Origin of the sequence: Streptomyces sp. NPDC057854 (genome assembly GCF_042797055.1) — a bacterium.
Taxonomy (GTDB): Bacteria; Actinomycetota; Actinomycetes; order Streptomycetales; family Streptomycetaceae; genus Streptomyces.
Genome location: NZ_JBHVMF010000039.1, coordinates 34,322 through 50,851, shown reverse-complemented (window position 1 = coordinate 50,851; position 16,530 = coordinate 34,322). Strand labels below are relative to the sequence as shown.

Sequence of the window (16,530 nt, the reverse complement as noted above, 5' to 3'; positions counted from 1 at the left end):
TTCCGGATGGGGAAGGGGCAGCGGCAGCAACGACCGCCACTTGCCCATTTCGTGGAAATTCCGGGTGGGGTACGCAAAAGGCGCCGCGCCCCGCTGTAAAGGCGGGGCGCGGCGCCTTTCGCGGGAAGTCCGCGGGAGGGTCAGGCGTACTGGGCGACGAGGCTCCGGGGGCGGATGTCGGTCCAGTGGGCGGTGATGTACTCCAGGGCTTCTCCCCGGTCGCCGGGGCCCCAGACGCTGGTCCAGCCGGCCGGGACGGCGGCGAAGGCCGGCCACAGGGCGTGCTGTCCCTCGTCGTTGACGACGACGTGGAAGGGGTTCTCGGCGTTGTCGAAGGGGTTGACGGAATCGCTCATGACTGGTTCCTCGATTCTTTCTTCTGGAGGGCGGAGAGCTTCTCCGCGACGATGTTCCCGATGTGTGCGAGTGGTTCCGGTTCGGCGAGGTGGAGATGGCCGTGGTCGAGCGTGTGGTTCTCCACGATTCCTTCGGTGAAGGGAATCCAGGTGGCGGCGAGGGCGCCTTCGGGCTCCCCCGGCCTGCGGGCGGTGAAGAACAGGAGGTCGGTGTCGGCGCGGCCGGGGACGTGCCGGGCCATCAGCTCGGCGTGGGTCTCGGAGGCGCGGAGCACGGCGCGGAGTTCGGCGGTGGAGAACCCGGCGAGGACGGGGTCCTCGCGGCGGATCCGGTCCATCGCCTCGGCCGGGTCGCCGGCGGGCCGGGCCGCGGTCTCCTCGGGCGGCAGTACGGACACGCTGCCCGGGCCGGTCTGGTGGACGTCCATGAGGGCGAGCAGTTCGACGCTCTCGCCGGCCTCTCGCAGCCGGACGGCCATCGTGTGGGCGACGAGGCCGCCGAAGGACCAGCCGAGGAGCCGGTAGGGCCCCCAGGGCTGGACGCCGCGGATCCGCTCCAGGTAGGCGTCGGCCATCTCCTCGACGCTGCCGGGGCGGTGGCCGGGGTCGCTGAGCGCGCGGGCCTGGAGGGCGTACAGCGGCTGCTCGGGGCCGAGGTGTCGGGCGAGGCCGGCGTACGCCCAGCCGACGCCGGTCCCGGGGTGGACGCAGAAGAGGGGGCGGCGGGACCCGGCGGGGCTGAGGGGCAGGAGCACGCCGAGGGCGGAGGCCGTCGCGCCGGTCTCCGGGCCGTCCTCGCCGAGGAGGCCGGCCGGGGTGGGGGCGCGGAAGAGGTCGCGGACGGTGCGCTCGACGCCGAGGACGCCGCGCATCCGGTTGACGAGGCGGACGCCGAGGAGCGAATGCCCGCCGAGGGCGAAGAAGTTGTCGTCGACGGTGACGCGGGGAACGTCGAGGATCTCCGCGAAGAGCGCGCAGAGGACTTCCTCGCGGGCGTTGCGGGGCGCGCGTCCGCCCGGGGTCGCGGCGGGCCGGCCGGGGGCGGGGAGCGCGGCCCGGTCGGGCTTGCCGTTGACGGTGAGCGGCAGGGCGTCGAGGACGACGACGGCGCCGGGGACGAGGTGTTCGGGCAGCAACCGGCGGGCCTCGGCGAGGAGTTCGGCCTCGGTGACGGCGTCGCCGGCGCGCGGGACGGCGTAGGCGACGAGGCGCTTGTCGCCGGGGCGGTCCTCGCGGACGACGGCGAGGGCCTGGCCGACGGCGGGGTGGGCGGCGAGGACCCGTTCGACCTCGCCGGGTTCGACGCGGACGCCGCGGAGCTTGATCTGCCCGTCGGCCCGGCCGAGGAAGCGGAGTTCGCCGTCCGGGGTCCACAGGACGCGGTCGCCGGTGCGGTACATGCGGCTGCCGTCGGCCTCGAACGGGTCGGGCACGAAGCGTTCGGCGGTGAGGCCGGGGCGGCCGGTGTAGCCGCGGGCGACGTGGCCGCCGGCGATGTACAGCTCGCCGGGGACGCCGGGCGGGACGGGGCGCAGCGCGTGGTCGAGGACGTGGCTGCGGGTGTTGTCCATGGGCCGGCCGAGGTGGAGGCCGGCGCCGGTCAGGGTGCGCTGCCCGGTGGTGAACCACTGGTTGTGCGAGGCGAAGGTGGTCTCGGTGGGGCCGTAGGAGTGCACGAGGACGGTGTCGGGGCAGTGGGTGAGGACCCGCTGGACGGCGGCGGGCGAGGCGACGTCGCCGCCGGTCCACACCTCGCGCAGCAGACGGAGGGTGTCGAGTCCTTCGTCGGCCATGACGTGGAAGAGGCCGACGGTGAAGTAGGCCGTGGTGACGCCGTGCGCGCGGACGGTCCGGTCGGTCTCGGCGAGGTCGGTGCCGTCGCCGCGCATGAGGACGAGGGTGCCGCCGGACAGGAGCGGGGCCCACAGTTCGAAGGCGGAGGCGTCGAAGCCGGTCGCGGAGTGGACGAGCATCCGGCGGCCGGGGCCGAGGGAGACGTCGCGGTCGGCGGCGAGTTCGACGAGGTTGCGGTGGGTGACGCCGACGCCCTTGGGCCGTCCGGTGGAGCCGGAGGTGAACATGACGTAGGCGAGGTCGTCCTCGGAGGCGTCGCCGGCGGTGCCCGGGGCGAGGGGGCCGGTCCCGTCCGTGTCGACGCGCAGCACGGGTACGCCCTCCGGGGCCGTGTGGTGCCGGTCGGTGGCGACGAGCCGGGTGCCGGAGTCCTCCAGCATGAGGCGGACGCGGGCCTCGGGGAGCCGGGGGTCGAGCGGCAGGTAGGCGGCGCCGCTCCGGAGGACGGCGAGCGCGGTGACGACGAGCGGGACGCCGCGGTCCAGGAGGACGCCGACGGTGTCGCCGCGGCGGACGCCGGCGGCACGGAGCCGGGCGGCGAGGGCGTCGGCGCGGGCGTCGAGCTGCCCGTAGGTGACGGTCTCGTCGTCGGTGACGAGGGCGGGGGCCTCGGGGGCGCGGGCGGCGCGGCGGGCGATGACGCCGTGCACGGTGCCCCGTTCGGCCGGGACGGTGGCGGTGTCGTTGTGGTCGCCGGTGAGCCGGAAGCGGTCGGCGTCGGTGAGGAGGGGCAGGTCGCCGACGCGTACGGCGGGGTCGGTGGCGACGGCGCGCAGGGTGCGTTCGAGGTGGGCGGCGAGGAGGGCGGCGGTGGGGGCGTCGAAGAGGTCGGTGGCGTATTCGAGTCCGCCGGTGAGGCCCGCGGGCCGGCCGTCGGGGCCGCGCCGCTCGGTGAGGGCGAAGGTGAGGTCGAACTTGGTGGTGACGGTGGTGAGGAGGGCGGGCCCGTCCTCGCGGAAGAGGCCGTGCGCGGCGGCGGCGCCGGGGACGCCCCGCGTGTAGTCGTGGTGGAGCTGGACGACGATCTGGGCGAGCGGGTGGTGGGCGGTGGTGCGCGGCGGGTTGAGGTGTTCGACGACCCGGTCGAAGGGGAGCTCCTGGTGGGCGTAGGCGGCGAGGTCGGTGCGCCGGACGCGGTCGAGGAGTTCGGTGAAGGCGGGGTCGCCGGAGGTGTCGGTGCGCAGGACGAGGGTGTTGACGAAGAAGCCGACGAGTCCGCCGAGGTGGTCGTCGTCGCGGCCGGCGGTCATGGTGGCGAGCGGCAGGTCGGTGCCGGCGCCGTGCCGGGTGAGGACGGCGGCCAGCGCGGCCTGGAGGACCATGAAGAGGGTCGCTCCGCCGCGGCGGGCGAGGGCTTCCAGGGCCTCGTGGGTGGCGGCGTCGACGCTGACCGGGGCGTGTGCGCCGCGGTGGCTCGCCTCGGCGGGCCGGGGACGGGCGACGGGCAGGTCGAGGGCGGCCGGGGCGCCGGCGAGGGTGTCGCGCCAGAAGGCGCGGTGGGCTTCGGCGCGGGAGCCTTCGAGGAGGTCGCGCTGCCACAGGGTGTAGTCGGCGTACTGGACGGGCAGCGGGTCCCAGCCGGGCGCGCGGCCGGCGGCGCGGGCGGTGTAGGCGGTGGCGAGGTCGGCGAGGAGCGGGCCGGTGGACCAGCCGTCGGCGGCGATGTGGTGGACGAGGAGGACGAGGACCTGTCCGGAGCCGTCGTCGGGGGTGAGGAGGGCGGCCCGGAGCGGGGTCTCCTCGGCGAGGTCGAAGACGTGGCCCGCGGCGTCGGCGGCGGCGTCGGCGAGCCGGGCGGCGGGGACGGTACGCACGTCGAGGGCGGGGCGGACGCCGGTGAGGACGTCCTGGTGGGGCTCGCCGTCGACGGCGCGGTAGCGGGTGCGCAGCACCTCGTGCCGGTCGGACAGGTCGGCGAGCGCGGCGGCGAGGGCGGCCGGGTCGAGGGGGGCGGCGGGGCGCAGGACGAGCGGGATGTTGTAGGAGGCGCTGGGGCCTTCGAGGGTGTCGATGAACCAGAGGCGGCGCTGCGCGTAGGAGAGCGGCAGGCGCTCGGAGCGGTCGGCGCGGGCGACGGGCCGGAGTCGCGGCGCGGTGCCGGGCGCGTCGCCGGCGGGCTCGGGGTCGGCGGGGGCACTGATGCGCCGGGCGAGGGCGGTGGGCGTGGGGGCGAGGAGGAGGTCGCGGACCTGGACGTCGGCGCCGAGCCGGGCGCGGATCCGGTTGGCGAGGCGGACGCCGCTCATGGAGTGGCCGCCGATGGTGAAGAAGCCCTCGTGGGGGCCGACCGCGTCGAGGCCGAGGACGTCGGCGAAGAGGGCGCGCAGGGTGTCGACGAGCTCCCGGTCGGCGGGATCGCCGGCGGCGGCGTCCGCGTCCGGCGGGGTGCCGGGCGCGGCGCCGGCGCGGTCGCGGCGGGCGTCGAGGGCGCGCCGGTCGGCGGCAGGGACGAGGTCCTGGTCCGTGACGGGGGCGGCCGGGTCGTCGGCGGCGGCGCGCAGTGCGGTGTCGAGGGCGGCGAGGAGGAGCCGGGGGACGTCGTCGTCGAGGACGTCGCGGGCGTATTCGAGGCCGAGGGTGAGTCCGGCTGGGGCGCCGTCGGCGTCGCGGTGGTCGACGCAGGCGGCGGTGAGGTCGAACTTGGTGGTGGCGGGTCCCTCCTCGGCCGGGAAGCGGCCGGTGAGGCCGCCGAAGGGGAAGGTCTCCGGGTCGGGTCCGGCGGCGCGGAGTGTGAGCATCACCTGGAAGAGGGGGTGGACGCCGGGGGTGCGGGGCGGGTTGAGGTGTTCGACGAGCAGGTCGAAGGGGAGCCGCTGGTGGGCGAAGGCGGCGAGGTCGGTGTCGCGGACGCGGTCGAGGAGGTCGGCGAAGGCGGGCGCGCCGGTGGTGTCGGTGGGCAGGACGAGGGTGTTGACGAAGAAGCCGACGAGGTCGTCGAGGGCTTCGTCGTCGCGGCCCGCGACGGGGGTGCCGAGGGCGAGGCGTTCGCCGGCGCCGGCGGCGCGCAGGGCGAGGGCGAGGGCGGCCTGGAGGACCATGAGGAGGCTGGCGTCGTGGTCCTCGGCGAGGCGGAGGAGCCGGGCGTGGACGGCGGGTTCGAGGCGGGTGGTGACGAGGCCGCCGGCGTGGTCGCGGAGGGCGGGCCGGGGCCGGTCGAGGGGCAGCGGGGTGACGGCGGGCAGGGCGCCGAGGGCGTCCCGCCAGTGGGCGAGGCCCCGGCCGGCGACGGAGCCGGGGTCGTCGGGGTCGCCGAGCACGTCGTGCTGCCAGAGGGTGTAGTCGGCGTACTGGACGGGCAGCGGTTCCCACTCCGGTGCGCGGCCCGCGGCGCGGGCGGCGTAGGCGGTGGCGAGGTCGGTCATGAGCGGGGTGAGCGACCAGCCGTCGCCGGCGACGTGGTGGAGGAGGACCGCGAGGGTGGCGCCGGGGCCGTCCTCGGGGAGGAAGACGGCGACGCGCAGCGGGAGTTCGCGGGCGAGGTCGAAGGTCTCGGCGGTGAAGCGGGCGACGAGGCCGGGCAGGGCGTCCGCCGGGGCGTCGACGGTCCTGAGGCGTACCGCGCTCGCGGCGAGGACGTGCTGGTAGGGCTCGTCGTCGGGGGCGAGGAGGACGGTGCGGAGTGCTTCGTGGCGTTCGGCGAGGTCGGTGACGGCGGCGGCGAGCGCGGCGCGGTCGGGGGCCGTGTCCAGGTGGAGGACGATCGGCATGTTGTAGGCGGCGGAGGGGCCGTCGAGCTGGTTGACGAGCCAGAGGCGGCGCTGGGCGTGGGAGAGCGGCACCCGCTCGCCGGCGGGGAGCGGGTCCTCGTGGACGACGGGGAGCCGGGGGTCGGTGGTGCGGAGCACCTTGCGGTTGATCTTGCCGGAGCTGGTGCGCGGCAGGGCGACGACGATCGAGACGGCGGGCACGGCCGCGGCGGGCATCCGCTCGCGCACCCGGTCGCGCAGTTCCTCGGCGCCGGTGCCGCCGTCGGTGACGACGAAGGCGACGAGGCGTTTGACCCCGTCGGCGTCCTGCTGGGCGACGACGGCGGCCTCGCGGACGGCGGGGTGTCCGGCGAGGACGGAGTCGACGGCGGCGGGGTCGATGCGCTGGCCGCCGATCTTGACCTCGTCGTCGAGGCGTCCGTGGTAGAGGATCTGGCGGTCGTCGCCGACGGTGACCAGGTCGCCGGTGCGGTAGGCGCGTGCGCCGTCGAGCTCGGTGAAGCGGCGGGCGTTCAGTTCGGGCCGGTGGAGGTAGCCGCGGGTCAGGCCGCCGCCGAGGAGCCAGAGTTCGCCTTCGACGACGGCGGCGCGGACGCCGGGGAGGGGGCGGCCGATGGGGACGGGTCCCGTGTCGTGCCGGGTGAGGTCCGCGACGGTGGCGACGACGGTGGTCTCGGTGGGCCCGTAGGCGTTGAGCAGCCGGACGCGGTCGCCGACGAGGCCGCGCCACTGGGCGATCCGCTCGGGCAGGGCGGCCTCGCCGTAGATGATGACGGTGCGCAGCGCCGCGGGGAGCCGGACCGCGCCGGTGGTGAGGACGTAGACCAGCTCGTGCCAGTAGGCGGCGGGCAGGTCGAGGAGGGTGACGCCGGTCCGCTCGCAGCCGGCGAGGAGTTCGCCGACGTCGAGCATGTCGTCGGTGCGCAGCACGAGGGTGCCGCCGGCGCCGAGGACGGTGAAGACCTCCTGGATGCTGGCGTCGAAGTGCAGCGGGCTGAACTGCAGGACGCGGGAGTCGGCGTCGATGCCGTACGCGGGGGTGGCGCCGGCGATGAAGTGGGCGAGGGAGTCGTGGGCGACGACGACGCCGTTGGGCACGCCGGTGGAGCCGGAGGTGTAGATGACGTACGCGGCGCCCTCGCCCGCGCCGGGTCCGCCGAGGACGAGCTCGCCGTGGCGGGCGACGTCGGCGGGCTCGGGGGCGGCGTCGCCGCAGGCGTCCCGGAGGATGGCGGCGTTGCGGGCGTCGGGGGCCTGCACGTCGAGCGGCAGGTAGGCGGCGCCGGTGGTGAGGACGGCGAGGAGGCCGACGATCGCGTCGATGCCGCGCGGCCGGTGGAGCGCCACGAGACGGCCGGGTCCGGCGCCCTGGGCGGCGAGTTCGGCGGCCCGGGCGCGGACGGCGGCGCCGAGTCCGGCGTACGTCAGGTGCGCGTCGGCGTGGACCAGGGCGACGGCGTCGGGGCGGGTGCGCTCCTGGGCGGCGATGAGGTCGAGCACCGGCGGCGCGTCGGCGGGAGAGGGTCCGCCGTCGAGCAGGTCGTCCGTTCTGCTGCGGGGCATGCTGAGTTCCTCCGGTAAGGGGCGGGAGACCGGGGCGAACGGTTCCTCTCGCCTCCGTGACCACCACGCTAGGGGCGGCCGCCGCCCGTCCGGGGCAGGAGACGCGGCAGCTCCGGGCGGCAGATGCGCCGCCCGGAGCTGCCGGTGCGGGGGCCGTTCAGCGGCCGGTGCGGGTGCCCGCCCGGGTGCGCCGCTTGAGCGCGGGGGCCGGCACCGGGGGGCGGGGCGGCCCGGCGGGGCCGTGGGCGCGCGGCTCGCCGGGGGTCCGGGGGGCGCCGCCGGCGCGGGTGCCGTCCGGGGCCTCGCGGGTGCCGGGGGCCGGCTCGCCGAGCAGCCGGGCGAGGGCCGTGGCGGTCGGGTTGCGGAAGACGTCCCGCAGGGTGAGGTCCTGGCCGAACTCGGCCCGGATCCGGTTGAGGAGCCGCACCGCGAGCAGCGAATGCCCGCCGTTCTTGAAGAAGTTGTCCCCGCGGCCCACGCCCCGGCCGCCGAGGACGTCCCGGAAGAGGGCGAGCAGCCGCTCCTCCCGGGCGCGGGCCGGGGCCTCGTCCTCCGGCCCGGATGTGGCCGCGCCGGGCCGCGTTCCCCCGCCGCCGATCACGACCCGGGCGGGGGCCAGGTACTCGGGGAGCCGCCGCTCGGCCCAGGCGCGCAGCTCCTCCTCGGTGACGGCGGCGCCGGGCGCGCGGGCGACGGTGGCGTGCAGCCGGTCGTCGTGGACGGCGACGGAGACGCCGGTGACGGCCGGGTGGGAGAGCAGGGCCTCCTCGACGCGCCCGGGTTCGACGGCGTAGCCGCCGGCGGTGAGGACGGCGACGGGCCGCAGGGTGCCGTCGGCGGCGGCGTACGCCCTGCGGCCGGTGGCGCGCAGTCCGCCGCCCGGCGCCGGGACGTGCACCTCGCCGGGGACGCGGACGGGTGCGGGCCGTCCGCGCTCGTCGAGGACGGTGCCGTGCGCCGACGGCGACGGTGCGCCGGTCGCGTAGCGGGGGGCGGAGAGCGGGGCCGCGGGGTCGGCGGCGAAGGCGTCGAGGGTCTCGGCGAGGCGCACCGCGAGAAGACGGGCGGTGCCGGCGTCGTACAGGGCGGTGGCGTACTCCAGGACGCCGCGCAGTCCGCCGGGGGCGCCGTCGGGGCCGGTGAGTTCGGTGAGGGCGAAGGTCAGGTCGCTCTTGGCTCCCGTACCGGTGAAGGCGACGGGGTCGCCGTCGAGGACGGACGGGCCGCGGCCGGCGGTGTCGGCGGCGTGGACCTGGAGCATGACCTGGACGAGCGGGGCGTGGGCGGCGGAGCGCTGCGGGCTGAGGTGCTCGACCAGCCGGTCGAAGGGCAGGTCCTGGTGGCTGTAGGCGGCGAGCCCGGACTCGCGGACCCGGTGGACGAGGTCGGTGAAGGCGGGGTCGCCGGACGTGTCGGTGCGCAGGACGAGGGTGTTGACGAAGAAGCCGACGAGCGGGTGGAGGTTGTGGTCGGCGCGGCCGGCGACGGTGGTGCCGAGGGCGATGTCGGTGCCGGCGCCGTGCCGGGTGAGCAGGGCGGCGAGGGCGGCCTGGACGACCATGAAGAGGGTGGCGCCGTGGGCGCGGGCGGTGCGCAGCAGCGCCTGGTGGGTGGCGGCGCCCACCTCGAAGCCGGTGAGGGCGCCCCGGCCGTCGGCCTCCAGCGGGCGGGGGCGGTCGGTGGGGAGGGCGAGGAGCGGCGGCATCCCGGCGAGGGCGGTGCGCCAGTGGGCGAGTTGCGCGGCGGCGACGCCGGGGGTGCCGGGTTCGCCGTCGGTGCCGGGGGTGCCGTCGAGCAGGTGGTGCTGCCAGAGGGTGTAGTCGGCGTACTGGACGGGGAGCGGCGGCAGGGCGCGTGCGCGGCCGGCGGCGCGGGCGCGGTAGGCGGCGTCGAGGTCGGCGAGGAGGCAGGCGGTGGACCAGCCGTCGCCGGCGATGTGGTGGACGAGGAGGACGAGGGTCTGCCGCTCGTCGGCGTCGGTGACGAGCGTGGCCCGGAAGGGGATCTCGGCGGCGAGGTCGAAGACGTGTCCGGCGGCGGCGTCGACGGCGGCGCGGACGGCCTCGGGTCCTTCGGCGCGGATCTCGTCGAGGACGGGGGCCTGGTCGTCGAGGACCAGCTGGTACGGCTCTCCGTCGGCGTGCCGGTAGACGGTGCGGAGCACTTCGTGCCGGGCGGCGGTGTCGGCGAGCGCGGCGGAGAGGACGGCCGGGTCGAGCGGGCGGTGCAGGCGGGTGACGACGGGGATGTTGTAGGTGGCGCTGGGACCTTCGAGGCGGCCGACGAACCAGAGGCGGCGCTGCGCGGCGGAGAGCGGCAGCCGGGCGGGTCGCCGGGCTGCCGGGACCGGGCGGAGGGCGGGGCGGGCGGGGTCGTCGCCGTGCTCGTCGAGGCGGCGCAGCAGCGTCTTCGGGGTGGGGGCGAGGAAGACGTCGCGGATCGCGGCCGGGAGGCCGAGGGTGCCCCGCACCCGGTTGGCGAGCTTGCCGGCGAGGAGGGAGTGGCCGCCGAGCTTGAAGAAGTTGTCGTCGGGCAGGACGGTGTCGCGGCCGAGGAGTTCGGCGTAGAGGCCGCGGAGGATCTCCTCGCGGGGGTCGGCGGACGCGGTCTCCCGGCGGCCCGGCGCGTCGTCGGCGCCGGTGGCGGTCTCGCGGGCGGCGTCGAGCGCCGCGTGGCGCCGGTCGAGGTCGCGCCGCTGGGCGTCGGTGGTCCAGGCGACGGCACTCAGGGGTGTGTCCCCGGGCTGTGCGGCGAGAGTCGCGAGGGCGTGGCGGAAGAGGCCGAGGAGGAGGTCGGCGGTGCCGGCGTCGTACAGGTCGGTGGCGTACTGGAGGCCGAGGAGCAGCGGGCCGGGGGCGCCGTCGGCGTCGTGACTGCCGGAGCAGTGGAAGCTCAGGTCGAACTTGGCGCTGCCGAGGTCGGCTCCGTCGAGGACGGCGGGGACGCCGCCGAGGGTGGCGGAGTCCTCGCGCCGCTCCTGGGCGCTGACCATGACCTGGAAGAAGGGGTGGCGGCCGAGGGAGCGCTCGGGGTTGAGGTCTTCGACCAGGAGGTCGAAGGGCAGGTCGTCGTGGGCGAAGGCGGCGAGGTCGGCGTCCCGGACCCGCCGGACGACCTCGGCGAGCGTCGGGTCGCCGGAGAGGTCGGTGCGCAGGGCGAGCGTGTTGACGAAGAATCCGACGAGGCCGTCGAGCGCGTCGTCGGGCCGGCCGGCGACCGGGGCGCCGACGACCTGGTCGTCGCCGGCGCCGGCGGCGCGCAGCGCGAGCGCGAGGGCGGCGCGGACGACCATGAAGAAGGTGGCGCCGGATTCCCGGGCGAGCGCGGTGAGCGCGCGGTGGGTCTCCGCGTCGAGCGCGGCCGTGGCGAGGGCGCCGCGGCCGGTGGGCTCGGTGCGGCGGGGCCGGTCGGCCGGGAGCCGGGTCTCGGCGGGGGCGCCGCCGAGGGCTTCGCGCCAGAAGTCGAGGCGCTGCCGCAGGAAGGCGCCGTCGGGGGCGAGGAGTTCGCGCTGCCAGAGGGTGTAGTCGGCGTACTGGACGGGCAGCGGCTCCCACTCCGGCGCGCGGCCCTCGGCGCGGGCCGTGTAGGCGGCGTCGAGGTCGGCGAGGAGGCGGGCGGTGGACCAGCCGTCGGTGGCGATGTGATGGACGGCGAGCACCAGGACCGCGCCGTCGTCGCCGTCGGCCGTGAAGAGCCGGGCGCGGAGCGGGAGTTCGCGGGCGACGTCGAGCGGGCGGCGGGCGAACTCGGTCATCCGGTCCTGGAGTTCACCGGCCGCGCAGACGGTGGTGCCGACGGGGACGGCGGGTGTGGCGGTGACGGACTGGTACGGCTCGCCGTCGACGGCCGGGTACACGGTCCGCAGCACCTCGTGCCGGTCGAGGACGTCGCGGAGCGCGGCTTCGAGGACGGCCGGGGCGGGGCGGGCGGCGAGACGGAGGACGACGGGCGCGTTGTAGGCGGCGGAGGGGCCTTCGAGCCGGCCGAGGAGCCACAGGCGGCGCTGGGCGAAGGAGAGCGGCAGCCGGTCCGGGCGGCGCGCGGCGGGGACGGCGCGCAGGACGGGGCGCGGGGTTCCGCCGCCCTGCCCGTCGAGACGGCGCAGGAGCCGGCGCGGGGTGGGGGCGAGGAACACGTCGCGGATCGCCGCGTGGAGGCCGAGGACGGACCGGACGCGGTTGGTGAGCCTGCCGGCGAGGAGGGAGTGGCCGCCGCGTTTGAAGAAGTTGTCGTGGGCGAGGACGGTGCCGGTGCTGCCGAGGACTTCGGCGAAGAGGCCGCGGAGGATCTCCTCGCGCGGGTCGGCGGCCGGCCCGGCGCCGGGGGCGCCCTGCGGCCACGGGTCGGGGCGGTGCTCCCGGCCGCCGGCGGCGAGGGCGCGGTGGCGCCGGTCGAGATCGGCCCGCTGCGCGTCGGTGAGGAGGGTGACGTCGCCGACGCGGGTGGTGCCGGGGCGCTCGGCGAGGGCGGTGAGGGCGGCGCCGAGGAGGCCGAGGAGCAGGCCGGCGGTGTCGGCGTCGTACAGGTCGGTGGCGTACTGGAGGCCGAGGAGGAGCCCGGCGGGCTCGCCGTCGGCGCCGGTGCGCTCCTGGCAGTGGAAGGAGAGGTCGAACTTGGCGGTGGCCAGGTCGGCCTCGTCGAGGACGGCGGGGACGCCGCCGACGCGCACCTCCCGCGGCTGCCCGGCGTGCGCCGCGACCATCACCTGGAAGACGGGGTGGCGGCCGAGGGAGCGCTCGGGGTTGAGGTCTTCCACGAGCAGGTCGAAGGGCAGGTCCTCGTGGGCGAGGGCGGCGAGGTCGGCGTCCCGGACCCGGCGGACGACCTCGGCGAGGGTGGGGTCGCCGGAGAGGTCGGTGCGCAGGGCGAGCGTGTTGACGAAGAACCCGACGAGTTCGTGCAGGTCCTCCTCGGGCCGGCCGGCGACGGGGGTGCCGACGACCTGGTCGTCGCCGGCGCCGGCGGCGCGCAGCGCGAGCGCGAGGGCGGCGCGGACGACCATGAAGAAGGTGGCGCCGGAGCCCCGGGCGAGCGCGGTGAGCGCGCGGTGGGTCTCCGCGTCGAGCGCGGCGGTGGCGAAGGCTCCCGCGTGGGTCGGCTCGGTGGGGCGGGGCCGGTCGGCGGGGAGCCGGGTCTCGGCGGGGGCGCCGTCGAGCGCCGCGCGCCAGTGGGCGAGCTGTTCGTGGGCGGTGCTGCCGGGGTCGCCGGGGTCGCCGAGCATGTCCCGCTGCCAGAGGGCGTAGTCGGCGTACTGGACGGGCAGCGGCTCCCACTCCGGCGCGCGGCCCGCGGCGCGGGCGGTGCAGGCGGTGTCGAGGTCGGCGAGGAGGCAGCCGACGGACCAGCCGTCGGTGGCGATGTGGTGGACGGCCAGCACCAGGATCGCCTTCTCCTCGCCGTCGGTCTCGAAGAGGCCGACGCGCAGCGGGAGTTCGCGGGTGACGTCGATCGGGGCGCGGGCGAACTCCGTGGCCTGCGCGTCCGCCTCCCCCGCCGCGCACCGGAAGGTCTCGACGGGGATCCGGACGTCGTCGAGGATCCGCTGGTGCGGCTCCTCGTCCACGGCCGGGTAGACCGTGCGGAGCACCTCGTGCCGCGCCACCACGTCCCCCACGGCCGCCTCCAGGACGGCCGGGTCCGGCCGGGTGGCGAGGCGCAGCACCACGGGCGCGTTGTAGGCGGGGGACGAGCCCTCCAGCCGGTTCATGAACCACAGACGGCGCTGGGCGTAGGACAGGGGGATCACGGTTGCTGCCTCTCTGGAGGTGCGGGGGCGGGCGGGTGGGCCTGCGGCGGGGGCCGCGGCGGTGCGACCGGCGGTCAGGCATCCCGCGCGGCCGTCAGCTCCTCGATGTGGGCGGCCAGGTCGCGGAGGCGGGGGTGGGCGTAGACGGCCTTGACCGGCAGGGCGACGGAGAGTTCGGCGCGGACGCGGGACACGAGCTTGATGGCGAGGAGGGAGTGGCCGCCGAGCTTGAAGAAGTTGTCGTCGGGGCCGAGGGTGGCGGCGCCGAGGACCTGGGTCCAGACGCGGGCGATGAGTTCCTCGGCGGGGCCGGTGAGGCCGGTGCCGCCGGCGTGGGCGGCCCCGGCGGGCGCGGCGGGCGCGGGCGCCTCGGCGCGGGTGGGCAGGGCGGCCCGGTCGAGCTTGCCGCTGGGGGTGGTGGCGAACCGGTCCACGGCGACGAACGCGGAAGGCAGCATGTAGGCGGGCAGGGTCGCGGCGAGCGCGGTGCGCAGCGCGTCGGCGTCGCCGCCCCGGTGGTAGGCGAGCAGGGCGGGGTTTCCGGCGGCGTCCTCGCCGAGGACGACGGCGGCCTCGGCGACGCCGTCCTGCCGGGTGAGGGCGGCCTCGATCTCGGGGAGTTCGATGCGGTGCCCGCGGAGTTTGACCTGGCCGTCGGCGCGGCCGAGGTAGACGAGGCGGCCGTCGGGGAGGAGGCGGCACCGGTCGCCGGTGCGGTAGGCGCGGGCTCCGGCGGCGGCGTCGGGCGCGGGGTCGGCGACGAACCGCTCGGCGGTCAGGGCGGGCCGGTTGCGGTAGCCGCGGGCGACGCGGGGGCCGGCGAGGTACAGCTCGCCGGTCTCGCCGGGGGCGACCGGGGCGAGCCGGTCGTCGAGGAGCCGCGCCGACAGGCCGGGCAGGACGGTGCCGATGTGCGGCTGTCCGGGGCGGTCGATCCAGCCGGCGGTGGCGTCGACGGTGCACTCGGTGGGTCCGTACACGTTGAGCGCGCGCAGCAGACCGGAGGCGTGCGCGGCGGCGAGCCGGTCCCACAGGGCGGGGCCGATGGCCTCGCCGCCGACGAGCAGGGTCAGCGGGCGGGGGCCGCCGTCCGCGGTCAGCAGGTCGAGCAGCGGGTCGGCGTGGGAGGGGGTGATGTCGAGGTCGGTGAGGCCGTGGGCGTCGACGAAGGCGGCGAGGAGGGCGGGGTCCCGGCGGGTCTCCTCGTCGATCATGACGAGGGTGTCGCCGCGGCAGAGCCGTACCCACTGCTGGACGGAGGCGTCGAAGGACGGCGAGGCGTTCCAGCCGACGCGGCGGCCCTCTCCGGTGGCGGCGCCGACGCCCTCCAGCTCCGCGAGCAGCAGCGAGGCGGCGCCGCGGCCGATCTCGACGCCCTTGGGGCGGCCGGTGGAACCGGAGGTGTAGATGACGTAGGCGAGGGTGTCGGCGGTGACGGGGACGGGCCGGAAGGGGGCGGCGGGGGCGGCGCCGGGGGTTGTTTCGCCCGCGGTTCCGGTGGCGATCCCGTGGGCGGTTCCGGTGGCGGTTCCGCCGGCGGTTTCGCCAGCGGTTTCGCCGGCGGTTTCGCCGGCGGTGAGCTCCGCCAGGGTGAGGGTACGGGTGCCGGTGCGGGCGGCGGCAGAGGCGACCGCGTCGTCGGCCTGGACGACGACGAGGTCGGCGCCGGAGTCGGCGAGGAGGTAGGCGCGGCGCTCGGCGGGCAGCGCGGGGTCGACGGGCAGGTAGGCGGCGCCGGCGGTGAGGGTGCCGATGAGGGCCGTGGCGAGGCCGGCGCCGCGCGGCAGGCAGAGGGCGACGACGCTCTCGGGACCGATGCCGAGGGCGGTGAGCCGAGCGGCGACGGCGGCGGCGTCGGCGCGCAGCTCGTCGAAGGTCAGGACCCGGTCGGCGGCGACGACCGCGGTACGCCCGCCGGGGGCGGTGGCGAGCCGGGCGAGGAGGTCGGCGTGCCCGGTGCCGGCGGCGCAACCGGAGCAGGCGCAGGGGGCGGCGCCGGCGAAGAGGGCGGCCGCGTCGGGAGCGGCGGCGGTCTCGGGGAGGGTGGCGGTCTCGGGGAGGGTGGCGGTCATGGCGGCGGGCTCACATTCCGTACGGGTGGGCGGAGGGGGCGACGGTCGGGGCGCAGTCCGACAGGGGGACGGGCTCGCCCATGGCGACGAGGATCTTGCGGGCGCCGGTGTACGCCTCGCGTCCGTGCGCGCAGAGGATGTTGTCGACGAGCATCAGGTCGCCGGCCTGCCAGGTCTCGCGGACGGTGACGGCCTCGTAGGCGGCGTTGACGGCGTCGACCTCGGCGTCGGTGAGGGCGGTGCCGTCGCCGAGCCGGGTGTCGAAGGGCAGGCCGTCGGCGCCGAAGGTCTCGGTGAGGACGTCGCGGACGTCCTCGTCGAGGCTGCGGGCGTTCCAGAAGGCGAAGTGGTTGAACCAGACGCGCTCGCCGGTGACGGGGTGGGTGACGATCGCGGAGCGGAGCTGGCGGGTGCGCAGGGTGTCCTCGTCGAGCCATTCGTACCCGATGGAGTGCGCGTCGCAGTACTCCTCCGCGCCGGCTGGGTCGTCGGCGGAGAACGCCTTGCGCCAGGGCATTCCGGCGAGGTCGGAGTAGTTGCGGACCAGCAGCCAGCCGGCCTGCTCGAAGCGGGCGACGAGCTCCGGCGGGAGGAGGGACAGGGCACGGCGCATGTCGCCGACGGTGGTGGCGCCGCCGGTCTCGGGGGCGGTGACGCAGCCGAAGAGGAGGACGCCGGGGAAGTCGAGGGTGTAGCTGTTCTCGTTGTGCAGGCGGATCGGCTGGATCGCCGGCAGGTCGGTGGAGGAGAAGACGCCCTCGCCGAAGTCGGTGCGCGGGGTGGCCTTCTCCTTGTAGCCGGCGCGGCGGGCGATCAGCGCGTCCCGGGCCTCCCCGAAGGTGCCGGCGTCGGTGACGGGCAGGCCGCGGAGCATCACGGCGCCGGAACGGTGCAGTTCGGCCTGGATGTCGGGGCGGCGGGCGGTGAGCCAGGCGGTCGCCTCGGCCATGGTGGCGAAGCGGGGCACCTGGATCAGGGCGGGCTTGCCGGGTTCCCGGACGACGGTCACCGCGTCGTCGGCGGCGGCGGTCGTGGCCGGGTGCGGGTGCGGGTGCGGGGCGAAGGTGGTCATGGCGTTGTTCCTCGTCTTCGGTGGGTGAGCGGCACGGAGGCCGGGGAGGCGCGAATCCGGAGGCGGTGGTGGGGCGGCTCGCGCGGCGGTGGGACGGCTCGCGCGGCGGTGGGGCGGCGGGGCTTTCGCGCCCGGGCGGTACGGAGCCTGGGCGGTACGG

Annotated in this window: 5 protein-coding genes; all 5 read right to left on the bottom strand. The window is 76.9% G+C overall.

Going from position 1 to position 16,530, the window contains the following annotated elements; translation table 11 throughout:
* Positions 1–140: 140 nt before the first annotated feature.
* The 5 genes from ACFVQZ_RS35305 to ACFVQZ_RS35285 all read right to left on the bottom strand — a co-directional run bounded on the left by ACFVQZ_RS35305 (position 141) and on the right by ACFVQZ_RS35285 (position 16,370).
* Positions 141–356: an MbtH family protein gene (locus ACFVQZ_RS35305; protein ID WP_030498412.1), complete on the bottom strand. Its 216-nt coding sequence runs from the start codon at positions 354–356 to the stop codon at positions 141–143.
* Positions 353–7,480: an amino acid adenylation domain-containing protein gene (locus ACFVQZ_RS35300; RefSeq protein ID WP_383628954.1), complete on the bottom strand. Its 7,128-nt coding sequence runs from the start codon at positions 7,478–7,480 to the stop codon at positions 353–355. Before ACFVQZ_RS35300 ends, ACFVQZ_RS35305 begins: the two co-directional genes overlap by 4 nt.
* A gap of 157 nt (positions 7,481–7,637) precedes the next feature.
* The gene (locus ACFVQZ_RS35295; protein WP_383628952.1) at positions 7,638–13,226 is read right to left on the bottom strand and encodes a condensation domain-containing protein; all 5,589 of its coding nucleotides are present in this window, start codon (positions 13,224–13,226) and stop codon (positions 7,638–7,640) included.
* Between the two features lie 74 nt (positions 13,227–13,300).
* Positions 13,301–15,298, bottom strand: a complete 1,998-nt coding sequence (locus tag ACFVQZ_RS35290; protein WP_383628950.1) for an amino acid adenylation domain-containing protein — start codon at positions 15,296–15,298, stop codon at positions 13,301–13,303.
* Between the two features lie 10 nt (positions 15,299–15,308).
* Positions 15,309–16,370 carry a TauD/TfdA family dioxygenase gene (locus tag ACFVQZ_RS35285; protein WP_383628948.1) on the bottom strand — a complete coding sequence of 354 codons (1,062 nt, stop codon included), beginning with the start codon at positions 16,368–16,370 and terminating at the stop codon, positions 15,309–15,311.
* Between the last annotated feature and the right edge of the window lie 160 nt (positions 16,371–16,530).

Bases quoted from the DNA above. Each gene is read 5' to 3' on its own strand.
- ACFVQZ_RS35285 (WP_383628948.1), bottom strand. From the start codon at position 16,370: ATGACCACCTTCGCCCCGCACCCGCACCCGCACCCGGCCACGACCGCC.
- ACFVQZ_RS35300 (WP_383628954.1), bottom strand. From the start codon at position 7,480: ATGCCCCGCAGCAGAACGGACGACCTGCTCGACGGCGGACCCTCTCCC.
- ACFVQZ_RS35305 (WP_030498412.1), bottom strand. From the start codon at position 356: ATGAGCGATTCCGTCAACCCCTTCGACAACGCCGAGAACCCCTTCCAC.
- ACFVQZ_RS35290 (WP_383628950.1), bottom strand. From the start codon at position 15,298: ATGACCGCCACCCTCCCCGAGACCGCCACCCTCCCCGAGACCGCCGCC.